At 38.1% G+C, this 18486-nt stretch carries 15 protein-coding genes and 2 pseudogenes; 3 read left to right on the top strand and 14 right to left on the bottom strand.

All coding sequences use genetic code 11. The annotated features are described in order from the left end of the window. Positions 1 to 35: 35 nt before the first annotated feature. The 3 genes and pseudogenes from ACRAD_RS00350 to ACRAD_RS00340 all read left to right on the top strand — a co-directional run. Positions 36 to 170: pseudogene (locus tag ACRAD_RS00350) on the top strand (IS3 family transposase); the annotation flags it as partial. 113 nt (positions 171 to 283) lie between these two features. Continuing rightward, positions 284 to 406, top strand: a pseudogene (locus ACRAD_RS00345) (VF530 family DNA-binding protein); the annotation flags it as partial. A 771-nt stretch (positions 407 to 1177) separates the two neighbouring features. Then, positions 1178 to 2551: a phosphohexomutase domain-containing protein gene (locus tag ACRAD_RS00340; protein WP_005017365.1), complete on the top strand. Its 1374-nt coding sequence runs from the start codon at positions 1178 to 1180 to the stop codon at positions 2549 to 2551. Positions 2552 to 2596: 45 nt separating this feature from the next. On the opposite strand, the gene galE is transcribed toward ACRAD_RS00340, so the two are convergent. The 14 genes from galE to ACRAD_RS00270 all read right to left on the bottom strand — a co-directional run bounded on the left by galE (position 2597) and on the right by ACRAD_RS00270 (position 18486). Then, on the bottom strand, positions 2597 to 3616 hold the full coding sequence (gene galE / locus ACRAD_RS00335; protein WP_005017368.1) for a UDP-glucose 4-epimerase GalE: 1020 nt from the start codon (positions 3614 to 3616) through the stop codon (positions 2597 to 2599). After that, positions 3609 to 5285 carry a glucose-6-phosphate isomerase gene (pgi, locus tag ACRAD_RS00330; protein ID WP_005023728.1) on the bottom strand — a complete coding sequence of 559 codons (1677 nt, stop codon included), beginning with the start codon at positions 5283 to 5285 and terminating at the stop codon, positions 3609 to 3611. The genes galE and pgi overlap by 8 nt, the downstream gene beginning before the upstream one ends. Further along, on the bottom strand, positions 5282 to 6547 hold the full coding sequence (locus ACRAD_RS00325) for a UDP binding domain-containing protein (RefSeq protein ID WP_005017373.1): 1266 nt from the start codon (positions 6545 to 6547) through the stop codon (positions 5282 to 5284). Before ACRAD_RS00325 ends, pgi begins: the two co-directional genes overlap by 4 nt. Before the next feature lie 13 nt (positions 6548 to 6560). Then, positions 6561 to 7439, bottom strand: a complete 879-nt coding sequence (galU, locus tag ACRAD_RS00320; protein ID WP_005023729.1) for a UTP--glucose-1-phosphate uridylyltransferase GalU — start codon at positions 7437 to 7439, stop codon at positions 6561 to 6563. Between the two features lie 14 nt (positions 7440 to 7453). Continuing rightward, the gene (locus ACRAD_RS00315; RefSeq protein ID WP_005023730.1) at positions 7454 to 9328 is read right to left on the bottom strand and encodes a polysaccharide biosynthesis protein; all 1875 of its coding nucleotides are present in this window, start codon (positions 9326 to 9328) and stop codon (positions 7454 to 7456) included. A 160-nt stretch (positions 9329 to 9488) separates the two neighbouring features. After that, positions 9489 to 10664: a DegT/DnrJ/EryC1/StrS family aminotransferase gene (locus tag ACRAD_RS00310; RefSeq protein WP_005023731.1), complete on the bottom strand. Its 1176-nt coding sequence runs from the start codon at positions 10662 to 10664 to the stop codon at positions 9489 to 9491. A 31-nt stretch (positions 10665 to 10695) separates the two neighbouring features. Continuing rightward, the gene (locus ACRAD_RS00305) at positions 10696 to 11349 is read right to left on the bottom strand and encodes an acetyltransferase (RefSeq protein ID WP_026055497.1); all 654 of its coding nucleotides are present in this window, start codon (positions 11347 to 11349) and stop codon (positions 10696 to 10698) included. Beyond that, a complete protein-coding gene (locus ACRAD_RS00300) occupies positions 11349 to 11957 on the bottom strand; it encodes a sugar transferase (RefSeq protein WP_005023734.1) in 609 nt (202 codons plus the stop codon). The genes ACRAD_RS00305 and ACRAD_RS00300 overlap by 1 nt, the downstream gene beginning before the upstream one ends. Further along, positions 11958 to 13100: a glycosyltransferase family 4 protein gene (locus ACRAD_RS00295; protein WP_005023737.1), complete on the bottom strand. Its 1143-nt coding sequence runs from the start codon at positions 13098 to 13100 to the stop codon at positions 11958 to 11960. It abuts the gene before it with no gap. Continuing rightward, positions 13097 to 14248, bottom strand: coding sequence for a glycosyltransferase family protein (locus ACRAD_RS00290; RefSeq protein WP_005023738.1), 1152 nt, complete (start codon positions 14246 to 14248; stop codon positions 13097 to 13099). The genes ACRAD_RS00295 and ACRAD_RS00290 overlap by 4 nt, the downstream gene beginning before the upstream one ends. A 23-nt stretch (positions 14249 to 14271) precedes the next feature. Further along, complete coding sequence (locus ACRAD_RS00285; RefSeq protein WP_005023739.1) at positions 14272 to 15363, bottom strand: glycosyltransferase; 1092 nt, start codon at positions 15361 to 15363, stop codon at positions 14272 to 14274. Then, positions 15360 to 16271: a glycosyltransferase family protein gene (locus ACRAD_RS00280; RefSeq protein WP_005023740.1), complete on the bottom strand. Its 912-nt coding sequence runs from the start codon at positions 16269 to 16271 to the stop codon at positions 15360 to 15362. Before ACRAD_RS00280 ends, ACRAD_RS00285 begins: the two co-directional genes overlap by 4 nt. Further along, positions 16259 to 17470, bottom strand: coding sequence for an oligosaccharide flippase family protein (locus ACRAD_RS00275; protein WP_005023751.1), 1212 nt, complete (start codon positions 17468 to 17470; stop codon positions 16259 to 16261). Before ACRAD_RS00275 ends, ACRAD_RS00280 begins: the two co-directional genes overlap by 13 nt. Then, positions 17470 to 18486, bottom strand: coding sequence for an NAD-dependent epimerase/dehydratase family protein (locus ACRAD_RS00270; protein ID WP_005023753.1), 1017 nt, complete (start codon positions 18484 to 18486; stop codon positions 17470 to 17472). The genes ACRAD_RS00275 and ACRAD_RS00270 overlap by 1 nt, the downstream gene beginning before the upstream one ends.

Raw genomic sequence — 18486 nt, 5'->3', positions numbered from 1 at the left:
TCAAAACCTGATTGACTACCAAGACGGTATCTCAGGTCGCTGACTTCACGTATATTAAAACTCATTCAGATTGGGTCTAAACCACATTTATTATTGATGTTTTTTCATGTGCAATTGTTGGCTGGAAAGTATCAACACGTAAGAATACAGATATGGTGCTTGATGCGCTGAGTTATGTATCGTCTTTTGAGCTTGAAGCAATGTACGATTATAAGATTAACCCGTTAGGTCAGGTGGCCTAACTTAAATAAAAAAGTCTCCGACAAACCCGGTACGGTTCAGTTTTTGCATAGACCCAAGTGTTAAATCATCATTACGATTCTTGCGTACCACACCATGGACACGTGAAAAAGTAGAAAGCTTATATTTGTACGTCTTACGCCAAAAGGCCAAACAGAAACCGTAGCCTCAGGCAACACCCCTCTCATCATAAAATTATACCAGTCAGTAAAACACTCTTAGATTAAGCATATGAATGTTGGTTATTATTGTTGATTATCACAATAAATTAGTGACCAAAAATCAAAGTACCTTACCCTACCTTAAATTACGTCACACAAAATTAAAACTCTATATAACTGTTATATATAGAGTTTATTAACATACCAATTATGTAATTTAGTGTATTTTATGTCGGTGACTCTTGCCAAGGTTGGGGTCGCGAGTTCGAGTCTCGTTTCCCGCTCCAGATTCTAAAAAGCCTCAAGTTGAACTTGGGGCTTTTTTAATGCTAATCGAATATATTGTTTTTGAGTTAAAATCAAAAAGCTAAAGCAAAATTTATAAGTTTAAAAATAAGCTATCCTTAAAATCGTATTGTTAATAAAGTCATATATTTGTGGGTATAGAATCATACCAGTCATAAGAACATTTTAGCCAAGGAAGCCGTGCTACTGGTAAAATGAGTAATGTTCACTGGCCCTATAATAAATATATAAAGACTTACCGGATAATAAGAATATAGCTGCAGCAGGTTAACCTATCCGAATTATGGATAAGTAAGATCTTTAATTTTTATATAATGCTTTTTTTATTTAACTGCTAAAGACAGGTTATATATTCAAGTTTAATTTACTTTTATGTTCTTTATTTTTTGTAAGCGTAAGTGATTGATACTTAGAATAACTTTTCGAAGGTCTATAATAAGATCCATCTTTATAAAAATTGATCATCACTCATGACTGTACTTACCTGCTTTAAAGCTTATGACATCCGTGGCAAGCTCGGAACAGAGCTGAATGAAGAGATTGCTTATAAAATTGGCCGTGCCTATGGACAGATTTATCAGCCTCAGACTGTGGTGGTGGGGTGTGATATTCGTCTTAGCAGTGAGTCTCTAAAACAGGCCACTATTCGCGGCTTAAATGATGCCGGCGTTAATGTACTGGATCTGGGTATGACTGGAACCGAAGAAGTTTACTTTGGGGCTTTTCATCTAAATGTACAAGGTGGAATCGAGATTACTGCCAGTCATAATCCGATGGATTATAACGGTATGAAACTGGTCCGTGAAAATGCACGCCCCATCAGTGCAGATACGGGTTTAAAAGATATTCAGGCTTTAGCTGAGAGTGAAAACTTTACACAGATACAAAAACCAGGAACTACCCAGTCTTATAATATTCTGCCAGAGTTTGTTGAACACCTGATGAATTATATCGAACCTGGCAAGATTCGCCTGCTTAAACTGGTCGTTAATGCCGGAAATGGTGCGGCCGGACATGTAATTGATGCTATTGAGACTAAATTCCGGACCTTAGATATACCGGTAGAGTTTATTAAAATTCATCATGAGGCCAATGGGCATTTTCCGAATGGTATTCCCAATCCGATTCTGGTTGAAAACCGTGATGTTACCCGCCAAGCGGTACTGCAACATCAGGCAGACCTAGGTATTGCTTGGGATGGCGACTTTGACCGCTGCTTCCTGTTTGATGAAAAAGGGCAGTTTATTGAAGGATATTATATTGTCGGATTGCTGGCACAGGCATTTTTGATTAAACAGTCGGGTGAAAAAATTGTGCATGATCCGCGTCTGGTATGGAATACCCTAGATATTGTCGAGCAGTACCATGGTGTTGCAGTCCAGTCCAAGTCAGGTCATGCTTTTATTAAAGATGTTATGCGGGAACACAATGCTGTGTATGGCGGCGAAATGAGTGCTCACCATTATTTTCGTGATTTTGCCTACTGTGATAGTGGAATGATTCCATGGTTACTCATTATTGCCCTGCTGTCAGAAACCGGCCAAACACTATCGAGCCTGGTTGAGCGTATGATTGAAAAATTCCCTTGTAGTGGTGAGATCAATTTTAAGGTTGAAGATACTCAAAAGACAATTGAGAATATCTTGGCACATTATCAATCACAACAACCGCAAATTGATAAGACTGACGGGATCAGCCTGAACTTTGGAGAATGGCGTTTCAATGTTCGTGCTTCAAATACTGAACCTTTGCTACGCCTGAATATTGAAATCCAGGCTGAACGGACTGCGCGACCGATGCTGCACTATATTGATGAACTGACCGCACTTATTCAGGGAAGTTAATATAAAAAATTATAAAAAACGGAGTATTGACTCCGTTTTTTCTTTTCAGGAATGATAACCTTGCGGATTTTGCTGCTGCCATTTCCAGCTATCTTTTAACATATCTTCCAAGGTATATCGTGGCTGCCAGCCCAATTCAGCCATTGCACGCGAATTATCTGCAAAGGATATTGCAACATCACCTGTACGGCGAGGAACAAACTCAAATGGAATCTTGACTTGATTCACTGCTTCAAATGCATTTTTTACCTGTAATACCGAAGATCCTTGACCAGTACCGATATTCCAGGCACGACATCCCTGTGAATTTAAACGGTTATTTAAGGCACATAAATGGGCATTTGCCAAGTCAACCACATGTATATAATCACGGATACCCGTTCCATCTACCGTGTCATAATCACTTCCATAGATCGACAATTTTTCACGGCGACCCACTGCTACCTGGGTAATATACGGCATTAAATTGTTTGGAATACCTTGTGGATCCTCACCAATCTGACCACTTTGATGGGCCCCAACCGGGTTAAAATATCTTAATAACGCAATAGACCACCGCTCATCCGCTATAGAAAGTTTCTCTAAGATCTGCTCAACCATTAGCTTGGTGTAGCCATAGTTATTGCTTGGCATACCTGTTGGCATTTCTTCTTTTAAAGGAGAAATATTGGCTTCGTCATAGACTGTAGCAGACGAGCTAAATACCAGCCGATATACCTGAGCTTTCTGCATCGCCTGAACCAGAGCTATACTGCCTGCAATATTGTTATCAAAATACACCAGCGGCACCTGCTGGCTTTCCCCAACTGCTTTCAGCCCAGCAAAATGAATAACGGCATCAATTTTATATTCATCAAATATCTGCTCAAGCACCTGATGGTCTCGTATGTCACCCTGAATAAAAACCAGTGACTTTTGTGTGAGCTGTTGTACCCGATGCAAAGCCTCTTCTGAACTGTTACTTAAATTATCAAGCACAATTACTTCATGTCCGGCTTGGAGTAACACTATACAGGTATGCGAGCCAATATAGCCTGCTCCACCTGTGACTAAAACTTTAGCCATAATATTGACCTAATAACACTTTAATTAAACCTTGGGTAGAAGCATCCAGCTGAGAAATATTTTCCTGCTGACGATTCAGTATGGGGAGCAGTTCGTTGGCAATCTGCTTACCCTTTTCCACTCCCCATTGATCGAATGGGTTAATATTCCAGATAACTGACTGTACAAAAACTTTATGTTCATAGAGTGCAATCAGCATTCCCAGACTAAATGGATTAAGTTCTTGTAACAGCAGGGTACTGCTTGGCTGATTACCTTCATACTGCTTATAGATCGGCAGTTGTGCGGACTCTTCCTGATTCAGGGCTGCATTGCCAAATGCCAGCAAACGCGACTGCGCCAGACAGTTAGACAGAGCGAGATGATGCTGTTCTACCAAAGCTTCAGCATTCTGGATATAGGTAAACTGGTTAGCATTATAACGCTTGACTGGAGCAATAAAATCACAGCTTACCGCTTGTGTTCCCTGATGCAGCAACTGGTAAAACGCATGTTGTGCATTTGGGCCTACCTCACCCCAGATGATAGGACAGGTATTATAATTTACCCGTTCGCTATTGCGCTGTACAGATTTGCCATTTGACTCCATTTCCAGCTGCTGCAAATAAGAGGCAAAATATTTCAGGCGGCCATCATAAGGCAAAATGGCATGGGTCTGTATTTCCAGAAAATTACTGTTCCATACCCCGAGTAAAGCCATCAGTACGGGAATATTTTTATGTAGTGGAGCTTCCTGGAAATGCCGGTCTACTGTGTAAGCACCGCCCAAAAATTGTTTGAAGCCTTCAACTCCAATGGTTAGGGCAATCGGTAGACCAATACAGGACCAGAGTGAATAGCGTCCACCGACCCATTCCCATAACAGTAACTGGTTTTCAGGCACGATTCCCCATTCTGTCATTTTTTCAGGCTTGGTAGAGACTCCAATAAAATGACTTTTTAAAATATGGGGATGCTGGCCGAGTTCTTTTTCTAACCATTGCCGTGCAGTCTGGGCATTTGACAGGGTATCGATGGTACTAAAAGATTTTGATGAAATAATAAAGAGGGTGGTTTCAGGACGTAACTGATGCAGCAGATCTGATAGCTGACTACCATCAATTGTGGAAACAAAGTAGACCCCTAGAGATCTGCGGCTCTGAACCTTGAAATCACCTAATGCATAACTGGTCATCAGAGGACCAAGATCTGATCCACCTACTCCAATGTTTACCACATCCCGTATTACTTCACCAGTCGCGCCGCGGAACTGTCCAGCATGGATTTTCTCGACCAGCCCATACATACGCTGTAACTGTTCATGGACCTGTGCTGCCAGATCAGCATGTTTTACTTCATTTTCAGGCAACCGCAAGGCCCAGTGCATAGCTGCACGCTGCTCGGTGTAATTAATTTCCTGCTCAGAAAATAATGCATGAATCCATTCCGGTAACTTCTGCTGTTCAGCCAATGCTACCAGCTGTTCCATAACATCCTGATTTACCCGATGCTTGCTATAATCAAAGGTCAACTGTTCAATATGAATAGAATAATCATTGAAGCGGTCTGGTTCATTCTTAAATAGATCATTTAAATGCTGGGCTTTGAGTGCCTCAGCCAACTGTTCCAGCTTCTGATAGGCCGGCATATTTTTGGGAAACTCTGATGTCTGTTTTATATTCTGATTCATATGCGCCCCACTCCTTCATAGGCAAAACCTTGGGCTCTGACATAAGCTGGGTCATAAATATTACGGCCATCCAGAATCATAGGATGTGCCATTAACTGTTTTAAACGGGAATAGTCTGGACTCCAGTAGGCTTTCCACGCTGTCATCAGACATAGGGCGTGAGCATCCTGTACTGCTTCATAAGGATTACGGCAGAGAATCAGGTCTTCACGCTTACCATAATAGTTTTCCAGATCTGGTAGAGCAGCCGGGTCATGCAGTTTTACAGTGACCTGCTGCGCCCATAAGGCTTCCAGCATGGTATGCACTGGAGAATTAATGGTACTGCTGGTATTTTCCTTAAAAGCCGCACCCCAGATTGCAACCGTTTTACCTTGCAAGTCACAGCAGTAATAATTCCATAATTTACGGAAAAGTATTTCCTTCTGCTGCTCGTTAATCTCCCAGACCTGCTGTAAAAGGCGACTGTTGGTACCACTACTCGACATAGTTTCTGACAGGGTCAGAATATCTCTGGAGAAATTATCGCCCCCAAATCCGACTCCCGGTTGTAAATAGCTTGAACCAATCCGGCTGTCAGCACCTAGGCCCAAACGTACATTTTCAATATCAATATGCAATTTTTCTGCGACTTGGGCCAAGTCATTCATATAGCTGATGCGGGTGGCGAGCATGCCAGAAATACTCAGCTTGGTAAATTCTGCATCTAGTATGGGCATGAACAGATACTGCTGGCTCAACGGAAAAAATGGTCTCAGCAGCTCACGGGTCTGGGTCTGGGCAAAATCATAATATTTTTCATCAATACCAATTACGACTTCACGTGAGTGAGTAAAACTCTCAGCCGACTTGCCCTCCTGAATCATGTCAGGCAAGTAAACCCAGGCATCTTTAGCCAGAATTTTCTGTAGTGAAGCTGTACCCTTCAAACCAAAAGTAGAACCATTGATCATTAATTTCGGGTGGATAATGGGTTGACGGCTTAAATGCTGGACAATATCTAAGGCTTCCTGAAAACAGGAGGGATTAAAGCCAAAAAAATAGACATCAATATCTTCTTTTAAACTGCTTAAACTGGTCTCTTTTAAATTCCCCAAGTGTTTTTGCCGGCTCAGAAGCTCAAGTAGCTGGGTATCCAGGGTAAGACCTGGTGCACAGGTTTCTTCAAGTCCCTGACACCAGTAGACCTGGTGGCCTGTCTCTGCCCATAAAGCACTCATTACCGCGGCTTGTAAGGTTGCGCCAAATACCGCAATTTTCATAGTGCCTCCTGCTTTAAAAATCGAGTTCCTGAATTAATGCCTTAAAGTCTGTACCCAGCTGCGGATGATTAACCCCATAATGTAACACTGCCTTGAGGTAACCCAACTTGCTACCACAATCAAAAGTCTGTCCCTGCATCCGGTAAGCTTCTACCACCTGTTTCTGCTGTAGAAGCGCAATCGCATCCGTTAACTGAATCTCATTACCGGCCCCCTTGGGCGTCTGCTCAAGCAGCTGCATAATCTCTGCCGGTAAAATATAGCGGCCAATCACCGATAGATTAGAGGGCGCTGTACCAACTGCAGGTTTTTCAACAATCCCCTGCATGGCTATACTTTGCCCTGCTTCAGGTAGAAGAGAGACCTCAACAATACCGTACTGATCCACCAGCTCATCCGGTACGGCCTCTACCATGATCTGGGCAGCCTGTGCAGTCTCATAACGCTGCATCATTTGTGCCAGATCATTTATACCTTTCTCATTTTTCACCAGAACATCAGGTAACAGAACAGCAAAAGGTTCATTCCCTACTACTGCTTTGGCACAGAGCACAGCATGACCCAGCCCGAGTGGCTGTGGCTGGCGTACACTAATAACACTAATATGAGAAGGAATAATTTCAGTAATTTCTTTTAACAGGTCAAACTTCTTTTTTTGTTCTAACGTGGTTTCGAGCTCAAAATTACGGTCAAAGTAATTTTCAATAGCTCCCTTAGACGCATGGGTTACCAGAATAATTTCTTCAATTCCAGCCTCTACTGCTTCACGTACCACATATTCAATCGCCGGGCGGTCAACAACAGTTACCATTTCTTTAGGAATAGACTTACTGGCGGGTAAAAAGCGGGTTCCCAGTCCCGCTACCGGAAGAATCGCTTTTTTAATCTGCATATTATTTCCAAAGTTTAGTTTACTGAAACAAGTCCACTGCGTTTATAACCATCAACATAATATTCAAGCTGGCCAAGTGCCCAGTCAATATCAGTCTGAATAGCTGTCATGTTATGAATACGTTCAAATACAGGTAACAGCTCGTTAAAGGTATAGTGTTTTTCAAATGACCTTAAAATACGGCTATGTTCTGTAATTTGTGTATTGTCATGATCAATCAGCAATTCTTCATATAATTTCTCACCTGGGCGCAGACCACTATAGCAAATCTCTATATCGCCTTCGGTTGTATCTTGTTCACGAACTGTTAAACCACTTAAAGATACCATCTGCCGTGCCAGATCCTGGATTCGTACCGGCTCCCCCATATCAAGTAAAAATACATCGCCACCTGTACCGAGTGCCCCGGCCTGAATTACCAACTGTGAAGCCTCAGGAATAGTCATAAAATAACGGGTAACCTCAGGATGGGTCACAGTAATCGGACCACCTTTAGCAATCTGCTGTTTAAACAGAGGTACTACTGAACCAGATGAGCCCAATACATTACCGAAGCGCACGATACTGATCTGGGTCTGGGTCTGTTCTTCTGCCATCGCCTGACAGTATAGCTCTGCCATGCGCTTGGATGCCCCCATTACATTCGTCGGGCGGACTGCCTTGTCAGTTGAGATCAATACAAAGGTTTCTACACCCTTTTTAATGGCAGCATTCAGACTATTGGCCGTACCAATCGCATTATTTTTAAGTCCGGCAATTGGGTTACATTCGACCAATGGTACATGTTTATAGGCTGCAGCATGGTAAACCGTCTGTACTGCGTACTGCTCAATTACCCGTTCCAGTTTCTGCTGGTCGAGTACGGTCCCTAGAATTGGAATAATCTCGCATTGGGTCGCCAGACGCAGTTCTTTATCAATACTGTACAGGGCAAACTCGGTTAATTCATAAATTACCAGACGTAAAGGCTGGTTTTTAATAATCTGGCGGCATAATTCCGAGCCGATTGACCCACCTGCCCCAGTCACCATAACCACCTTATTATGAATGTTTTTAGCCAGAAGGTGATCAATTGGCGGCACAGGATCACGGCCAAGCAGGTCAATAATATCTACTTCACGGATATCGGCGATTTTAATATCACCATCTACCAGTTTGGTCAGGCCCGGAAGCTCGGTAATTTTAAGTCGTGCCGGTTCCAGCTGTTTAATAATTTCGCTTTTACGGACCCGGCTAGCCGAAGGAATAGCAATTAAAATCTCTTCTATATGATGTTTTTTAAGAAGCTCAAGTGCCTTTTGAATAGAATAGACACACAGGCCCCCAACAATATGACCCTGCAAGTTTGCTTTATCATCTATAAAAAATACAGGTAAGTGTTCATCTGAACGAAACAATGCTGCGGCAATCTGCTGGCCAGCATAACCAGCTCCATAAATCGCAATACGTTTACGTCCCAAACCAGATTGTAAAGCACCTTTAATGACAAAACGGATGATTGCCCGGCTAAACCATACCCAGCCAAACATCATAAAGCCGAACATAAAAGGAATAGACATTGGGATAAAAGCAGGAGAAAAATAGGCCAAGGCATAAAGTGTGCCAATCATTAACAGCATGGCAAGTGCCAGCTTGACCATAAAAAACTCATTGAAGGTACGTACAATAAAACGGTAAATACCGCAAATCGCTAGACAGATGACTCCAATAATGCTTACCAAGAAAGCGCCATGATCTAGGCCAGGTACAACCTCAACACTCGGGTCAAATTGGCGAATGGCATAACAGAGCCACAGGAGTACCGGAAAGACAATTAGATCCAGTAAGACTAGAAAACCCTGTTTAATAAGTCGGGGAGCTGATGCAAGTTTAAAAATAAGTTGTTTCACGATGATCTTCTAGTATGAATTATTTCATCAAATGCAAATCTTTATACGCCTTTGCTTTTGATAAATAAATATTTTTTACCCGAGTACTACAATAAATATGAAATATGAAAACAAAAAAGAGCCAATATGTGCGCTAATTTCATATTGGCTTCAACAATAATCAGGTATTCATCATTTTTATGACTTTTTGAATTACTTCAACTGTTTTAACTAAACTTTTAGTGCTTAAAGTCGGATGCACTAAAAACATTAAGCTGGTCTCGCCCAACTGCTTTGCTTGTGGAAGACGCTCTTTTGGACGCCATGGCGTATCATCAAAAGCATGCTCTAAGTAAACTTCTGAACAAGACCCACTAAAGCATGGTACACCTTCTGCATTAATTTCAGTCATGATTCGGTCACGTGACCAGCCTTCTGGTAAAGCATCAGTATTGACTTGTATATAGCATTTATAGGCAGCATGTACATAATCATCTGATGGACGATGAACTATAAAGTATGGGCTATCTGTAAAGGCAGCATAAATTTTTTCCATATTTGCATTGCGCTGTGCTGTCCATTCGGACATCTTTTTCAATTGAATCCGTCCAATCACAGCCTGCATTTCCATCATGCGCCAGTTCGTGCCAAAGGAGTCATGTAACCAGCGGAATCCCGGTGGATGCTGTTTGTTATATATACTGTCAAAGTTTTTACCATGATCTTTATAAGACCACATTTTTTTCCATAAGGTTTCATCATTGGTAGTGACCATTCCTCCTTCACCACCCGTGGTCATAATTTTATCCTGACAGAATGACCAGGCACCAATATGACCGATTGAACCTGCAGATTTCCCTTTATACATGGCACCATGTGCCTGGGCACAATCCTCAATCACATACAGGCCTTTTTCTTCAGCCAATTGCATGATGGGATCCATATCACACATCCAGCCAGCGAGATGCACACAAATAATCGCTTTGGTATTAGGCGTTAAAACTGCTTCAATCGTACGACGTGAGATATTTTGCGAGTCCATTTCCACATCGGCAAAAATCGGATTTGCCCCAGCAGTTACAATAGAGCTAGCAGATGCAAGGAAAGTACGTGAAGTCACAATCACATCATCACCCGCACCGATTTCCAAGGCTTTCAAGGCTACATCCAAAGCCACGGTACCATTCGCCAATGCTACTGCATATTGTGTGCCAGCAAATTGAGCAAATTCTTTTTCAAATTCACGGCATTCCTGTCCAGTCCAATAGTTCACTTTGTTGGATAACAAGACTTGGGATACAGCATCGGCTTCTTCTTGCGTAAAGCTTGGCCATGGTTCAAATGCAGTGTTTAACATGATAATTCCTAATTTTCAAAACCTTAAAAACTTATTTTTTCTCTAAAATACGTGCCGGATTGCCAACTACTGTCACGCCTGGTGGCACACTTTTAGTTACTACTGCGCCCATGCCCACCACTGCCCCCTTGCCAATCACTAAAGGTTGATCTGGTGTGCCCTGTTTGATCACAGCACCCGTACCAATATAGGCATGGTCTTCAATATGGATATTGCCATTACATTTCACGCCGGGAGCAAAGGTGACGTAATCGCCAATGATACAGTCATGAGCAACATAGCTATAAATATTGGCATGAAAGAATTTTCCAATTTTAATATTGGATGTCAGACAAGTGAAAGGACAAAGTAAGCTTCCTTCGCCAATATGCACTTCATCTAGAATAACGGTATTACTGGCCTGAACATCTAAATGCTGAATCTGGTCTTCAGTTAAACGCTGGACCAGTTTTTCACGAACTTGGCTGTTTGCTATAGCAATCGTTACAGCCTTATGTGTATTCGGTTTAGCAAGAAAATCCTGATAACTTAAAACAGCATAGTCATTTAAACTATTGCCGGCTTGGCCATCATCGATAAAAACAAAGCTATCTTTGGCTAAGGTTGGAAATTGCTGGCGAACCAATGGCATAACTTCTTTACCAAAACCACTTGCACCATAAATACCAATATATAAAGCTGTCATCATGTTTCATCCTTGTTTTGTGAGCCAGTAAAGCGTGTCATAGTGGCTTCGCCTTCGGCACTGATATCATCTTTTGCTAAAACTTTATGTACGGTTTTAAACATGATTTTAAAGTCGAGCCAAATGGACTGATTTTCCACATACCAGGTATCCAGCTTGAACTTTTCTTCCCAGCCAATTGCATTGCGGCCATTCACTTGTGCATGACCCGTCATACCCGGGCGCACGTCATGGCGTTTGGCTTGTTCAGGGCTGTAAAGTGGCAGGTATTCCATCAACAGCGGGCGTGGGCCAACAATGCTCATATCACCTTTAATCACATTCCACAGTTCCGGCATTTCATCCAGACTGCTGGAACGCAGCATTTGACCAAAAGGCGTTAGACGCTCACTGTCCGGCAGTGGATTACCCTGCTCGTCCACAGCATCTTTCATGGTGCGGAACTTGATCATCTCAAAAGGCTTGCCATGTAAACCGGGACGCACCTGGCGAAACAAGACTGGAGAGCCCAGATTTTTTTTCACTTTGTAAGCCACAAAGGCATAAAGTGGTGAAAGCAGGATCAGGGCAATGGAGGCGATGATAATATCGAGTAAGCGTTTTAACATTTAGATTAAACCCATTTCTTGCATCATATGTGCGTTTACCTGATGTACATCGTATTTATGAAGTGCGATTTCTCGGGAGCGACTTCCCATTTTAGCGATCAGCCCTGGCTGAAGAATGAGTTTCTCCATTGCTTTTACTAAACTTTCCACGGATTTTACTTCAACCAGAAAGCCGTTATCGCCATCGGTAACAGTTTCACGACAACCAGGTGCATCCGTGGTAATGATTGCCCGACCCATTGCCATGGCTTCTAAGACAGTACGAGGGGTGCCTTCACGATAGGATGGCAACACATAAACCGAGCTTTCTGCAATTGCAGGGCGAACATCGCTTAGTTTACCCCAATAATTTATTGTTTTTTTAGCAATCCATTCATCTAATTCTTGTTGGATAATCGCTGCTGGATTTTCATCGATCCAGCCTACCAGATTAAACTCTACATGCGGATGTTTATGTTTGATGATTTTTGCTGCTTCGGCATATTCACGGATACCTTTATCTACCAGTAAACGTGCAATCAACAAGAAGGATATTTTAATTTTTTGATCGGCCGTTACAGGTAAAGGTAATACATTAAAATCAGCAACATTGACCCCCGAACCGTTCACTACTACTGTAGCTGTTTGAGTATTTAAAAGCTTTAAATCCTGAAAAAGTTTCAGGTCATCCGGATTTTGGAAAAATGCCTTATGACTGCGCGACAATGCCTGCTGGTATAAACCATGAACCAGTTTCTGGAAAATACTTCGCTCAGTCTGAGTTTCTACATTTTGAAAGGCATAACCTAAACCTGTAATTAAAGCATAGCGATGTGGTACCTGTGCCAGCCATGCGGCGAGTGTTCCATATATCACCGGCTTGATCGTATAAGATAGAACATGATCAGGTTTGATTTTTTTTATAAGCGTATACATGCTTCCTAAGGTTTTTAAGTCTGCTACCGGATTAGTGCCTGTACGTTGCATGGAAACTTCATGTACGTAATAACCAAGATCTAACAGTTTTTGATACTCGCCAGAAAAAGAAGGTAGATCAGGTGCAATAATATGGATTTCATAGCCTTGCTGATGGATCGCTTCGAGTAACTTTCCACGGAAGTTTAAGACTGAAGGAAGAAAGCTAGAAATAATTAAAAAGGTCATTTTATCTTCTCAATTTTCAATTCATTATTTCCAATAACACTTAAAAGTAAAAATATTAAAAAGGGGAGAATCATCCATTTTTGTCGCATTGCAATACCCAGATTTGCAGTAGTTGATGCCAAAATAATTAATGACAAATAGAAATACAACCATAAAAACAACCTATTTGATTCAATAGAAGGTTTATTTTTTTTAAATATAAAGTAAAAACCCATTAGTACTAATAAAATTAAAATAATATTATCAAAGGAGGCTAATAAGGCAAAAATAGAATGTGCTTCAAAAGGTAAAGGTCTAAATAGATATGTAAGCATCTGCATTGGTAAAGACATCGAACTAATATCTATACTGCTACCACCTCCGGCATTATAACTTTGTCTTTTATCTACATAATCACTAACATCATCTATCCCACTACCTTCCTCCAACCCCACATAATTTATAATTACAGGAAGCATCACTATAGAAACAATAGATGCTATTGAACCCATAAAAATCCTTGTATAGAAAGAAACTTTTTTATCCAAAATTAAAGATAATATAAAAGATATTAATAATACAAAAGCAATATGAGGTCTTACTAATAACATTAAAAAAATAGATAAAATTATTAACCATTTTCTATTTTTATAGTTTAGTGCCCCCCATAGCGCCATCCCCGTAGCCATAAATGCAAGAGAATCTTTTCCTAATGCACTAGTCCAAAAACTCACTGAAGGCAAAAAAATAAATAATAAACCAAAAAGCCTATAAGGTAATTTTTTAACTTTAATAGCTTGTATAATAGAAGCAGCAAAAAAAAGAACCCCTACATAACCAAAAAAATTATACAAAACAAATAAGTCAATGAATGAAAATTTTAAATAATTAACGAAAAAAGCAGTGAAATTAATAACAAATGCAGTTCCAAAATTGAGATTTACATTATTATCAACAGCCCATCTAAAATAGCTAATTGCGTCGCCACCATTACTAAGAACATAAAAAAAATAAACAAAACAGAGTAAAATATGCCAAAAATATAAAGAACTACTTAATTTATAATTAATACCAATAATTTTAGAAATTTTTAATGATAAAATTATACCTATGATAAACAAAAACATAGACCAATAAAAACTTTCAAATGGATCAAAACCTAAATACATATTTTCAAATCACTCACTATATATTAAAATTTATTATTCATTTCTGAAAAGCAATTATTAATCTCATCAATCATTCTTTTCTTTGAAAAAAATTGATGCGCTATTTTTTTTGCGTTAATTGATTTTTCATATAATAAATCAGGTTTATCAATTAAACTTTTAAATTGCTCATAAAACAAACTTATATCACTATTTGAAAAATATCCTAAATTATGTTTATCGATTAATCCCTCAGGATCAAAATTTAGAGATAGACTAGCTTTTTGTAAAAGCCATGCTTGAATGAATATATTACCAAATCCTTCAGGCTCACAAGTATGTACATGAAATAAAGATTTTTCTAAGAAAAAGTTTACTTCATCTAAAGATTTTTCACCTAAGTAATAAAAATTTTTTGGCCAAGAGTTTTCATCTTTTAAATATGAATATTCTGAATGCTCATAGTTGTATCTCCCTATCATTAAAAAGTCGATGTCAAGATCTTCAAATTTTTTAGCTAATTTAAAAAATTCCTCAGGTCTTTTCGTAGGCTTAATATTTGCAACCCAGATTACATATTTTCTTTTCCATGGAATAGATGAAGAGATATTAATATCCATAGAATTCCTAATAATAATTTTATTTTTATGATTGATATATGATAAATAATTAGAATTTAAAAAAGTCAATGTTTTAAAATGTGCAAACGCCTTTCTCTGCCAGAAAGTTACATATACATTTTTTACAAACTTCAACAAACTTTTAATTGTCAAATTGTTAATAAATATACTCCAATATGGTTTATATGAAACATCATGGAGAGCAGAAACCGCATAAACTAAATTAAACTTTTTACTCAAGAGTTTAGATAGTTTATAAAAGTCCCCTTTATAAGCACGCCAATATATAACATCTGGATTATAATTATATATCTCATTATATATACTATTAAAATCTTTTCCGATATGTATCAAATTATAATTTTTATAAATTTCCTGACGTACTTCTGCCTTCATAGGCGATAAATATAGAACTTCATGACCCTTTTCTACCATACCACGTGCGATTATATCACATTGTATTTCAGCACCACCTACAGCATCCTTAATATGATAACAAAAAATTAATATTTTCATTTTTTTGCACTTAACTCCTCAATTAATAAAGCTATATTCGACTCTTTAATAACATTAGACCATTTATATTTTTGGATATTGCCATTACAAAAATCAAATTCTTTAATAATATTTTTATCTCTAAAAAATGCTTCAAGATTTAAAAAATTAGCTCCAATGTCTTTCTCAAAAAAATCAACCCACTTATAACGATTTGTAACAACCTTTAATCCCATAGCACAATATTCTATTAATTTAGTACTATCTTGAATGTTAAAAGGATATTGATCGATTGTATAATTAAGACCATACTTTGCTTGTGATGCTAATTCAAACATCTCCTTTTGATCCATTTTTCTATGTGGAAAAATATTTTTTATGGATTTTAATTCAGTATAAGTTTCAAGATTACACCCAATAACTAAAATACTAAAACCTTTATTTGCAATATTTTTAATAACTTCCATGACTCCATATCTGTGTACACTTCCCATATAAACAAAATCGTACTTTTTAAAATTATTTTTTGCTATATTAAATATATCATCATCATATCCCATACTTCTAAAATAATAAGCTTTTGAATTTCCATAAAAACCCAACTCTGTTTTAACATTTTCATTTAAGAAGATATAAGCTTGAGCTTTTGCTGAAAATCTTCTTTTTATAAAATTCTTAATGCGAGGATATGATCCTGTACTCAATGAATGATATTCAATAATAAGCTTAGATTTTATTTTTTTATAAAAGGGCAAATACCCTCCATAATATATAACAATATCCGATTTTTCATCTGCATCCTTGATATTTGAAAATATTTCAATTTTAATATTTGAGTTTATATTAGTCATATATTTTAAATATGCCTTTGTTTCCGGATAAAATGAATCATAAGAATGCACAATTCCTAATTTAATTAATTTTTCCATTTAAAAATCCAGCCGTATAAAAATATAGAAAAAATGATATTTATAAAAAAGCTTATTAAAGAATAGACCAAAATAATTTCAGTTAAATTATAACCAAAATAAATTGAAAAAAATATACCCACGGTTTTAAAAAAAAGACCAATTAATTCGTAAAAAAGGTAAAATTTCTGCAATTTAAAAATATTAATTAAAGCTACAAATGGCCTAAATAATATAAAGGATAAAAACCAAAAACTCATTACAGAAGCAACAGCTCCAGCCATCTCCCATTGAGGGCCAAAAACAAAATAATAAATGCTTTCTGCCAAGAAATATAATATTATAAATACTAGAAAACCAACAGGAATAATGTATTTATAAGATTTTAAAAAAACTTCTTTAATACTATTAATTTCTAGCTTAGACAATTGAGTAAATAGAACATCAACAAAAACCTGACCTATTAAAGCTAAAGGTGCTCCTAGTGTTAATCTCCCCAAAGAATAAAAACCAGCAGATTCAGGACCTAGATATTTACCTATAAATAAGATTGGCAATGATTCACTTAGTAAAAAAATAAAATTCTGAGGTGTTCTATAATAAGCGAAATCTTTAAATTTTATTGCAACCTCTAAAACTTTATCTTTTTTAAATTGAATACCAGAAATTATCAGTAAATATAAATATTGAATAATATAGTTAAATACATAAGCGATAATTAACCAGATATAACTTGCATAATAATAACCAAAAAATATTTTAAAAAAATTTACCGCAATAGCCCCAACAAATAAAGATTTTGATATATCTTTATATTTTTCATATTTTAAAAAAATTTGTCTTTTAACTTGAAATAAAACAGAACCTATTAATGCCAAGGGAGTCAATAGTATTAAAAAATAATCTTCTTTCCCAACAAAAAAATAAAACTCATTTTTTAATAGCAATAAAACTAAAAGGGAAATAGTTGATATTATTATTGAAACTAAAATACTTAAATAAGCAACTTTATTTTCTTCGATTTTATCTTGAGTTAAAATAATTGCTATAGGATAGCAAAGTGCAGCAATAGGCATAATAATCCCTATTACCGCGCTATAATTTGAAAAAACTCCAAAATCATATGGAGAATATAATCTAGTTATAATTGGTAAGCACAAGAATGTAATAGCTTGCGCTGCTGCTGTTCCTGAAGCTAGTTTTAAGAATTTTTTAAACATCACTTACTAAGATAATACTGTATTGTTTTTTTAATTCCATTTTTGAATTTATACTTAGCTATATAGCTTAAATATTTTTCAATTTTTTCCACACTAGCTTTAGAATGTCTTACATCTCCAGCACGGAAATCACGATATAAAGGCTCTTTCGTATAAGTCACACCATTTTCATTTAACGCAGCTTTAATGGCCTTAAACAAATCATTCAGCGTGGTACGGTCACCTACTGCTACATTATAAACCTGATTTTTAGCCTCTTCATTTGCAGTTGCTGCCAGAATATTGGCTTGAACCGTGTTTTCAATAAAACAGAAATCACGACTGGTTTCACCATCACCATTAATGAACACATCATCACCGGCAATCATGGCTGCAGTCCATCTTGGAATGACTGCAGCATAAGCACCATTCGGGTCTTGGCGCTTACCGAAGACATTGAAGTAACGCAACCCTATGGTTTTAAAACCATAAGTTCGAGCAAAAACTTCAGCATACAGCTCATTTACATATTTGGTGACTGCGTATGGTGAAAGTGGCTTGCCGATATTTTCTTCGACTTTAGGTAGCGCCGGATGATCACCATAAGTTGAACTGCTGGCGGCATAGGTAAAACTTTTTACTTCTGCATCGCGTGCAGCGGTCAGCATATTTAAAAAGCCAGTAATATTGGCTGCATTGGTAGTAATCGGGTCAGCAATCGAACGGGGTACAGAACCTAAAGCGGCTTGGTGCAAGACATAGTCCACTCCTGCACATGCTGTCTGGCAGTCTGCAAAATTACGGATATCACCTTCATAAAACTTGAAGTTTGCCCATTGTTCAGGTTTGACCAGACTTTGCACTTCATCCAGATTATGCTGATGACCTGTGGCAAAATTGTCCAGACCCACCACATTTTGGTTCAGCTTTAACAGGGTTTCCAGTAAATTTGAGCCAATAAAGCCTGCCACACCGGTAATTAACCAGGTTTTTGGTGCTTGTTGTAATTGCTCGCATACAGTTTGATATTGGCTCAT

This window comes from Acinetobacter radioresistens DSM 6976 = NBRC 102413 = CIP 103788 (assembly GCF_006757745.1).
GTDB classification, from domain to species: domain Bacteria; phylum Pseudomonadota; class Gammaproteobacteria; order Pseudomonadales; family Moraxellaceae; genus Acinetobacter; species Acinetobacter radioresistens.
The sequence above is the reverse complement of the archived record's forward strand: the minus strand, read 5'-3'. Positions and strand labels throughout refer to the sequence as shown.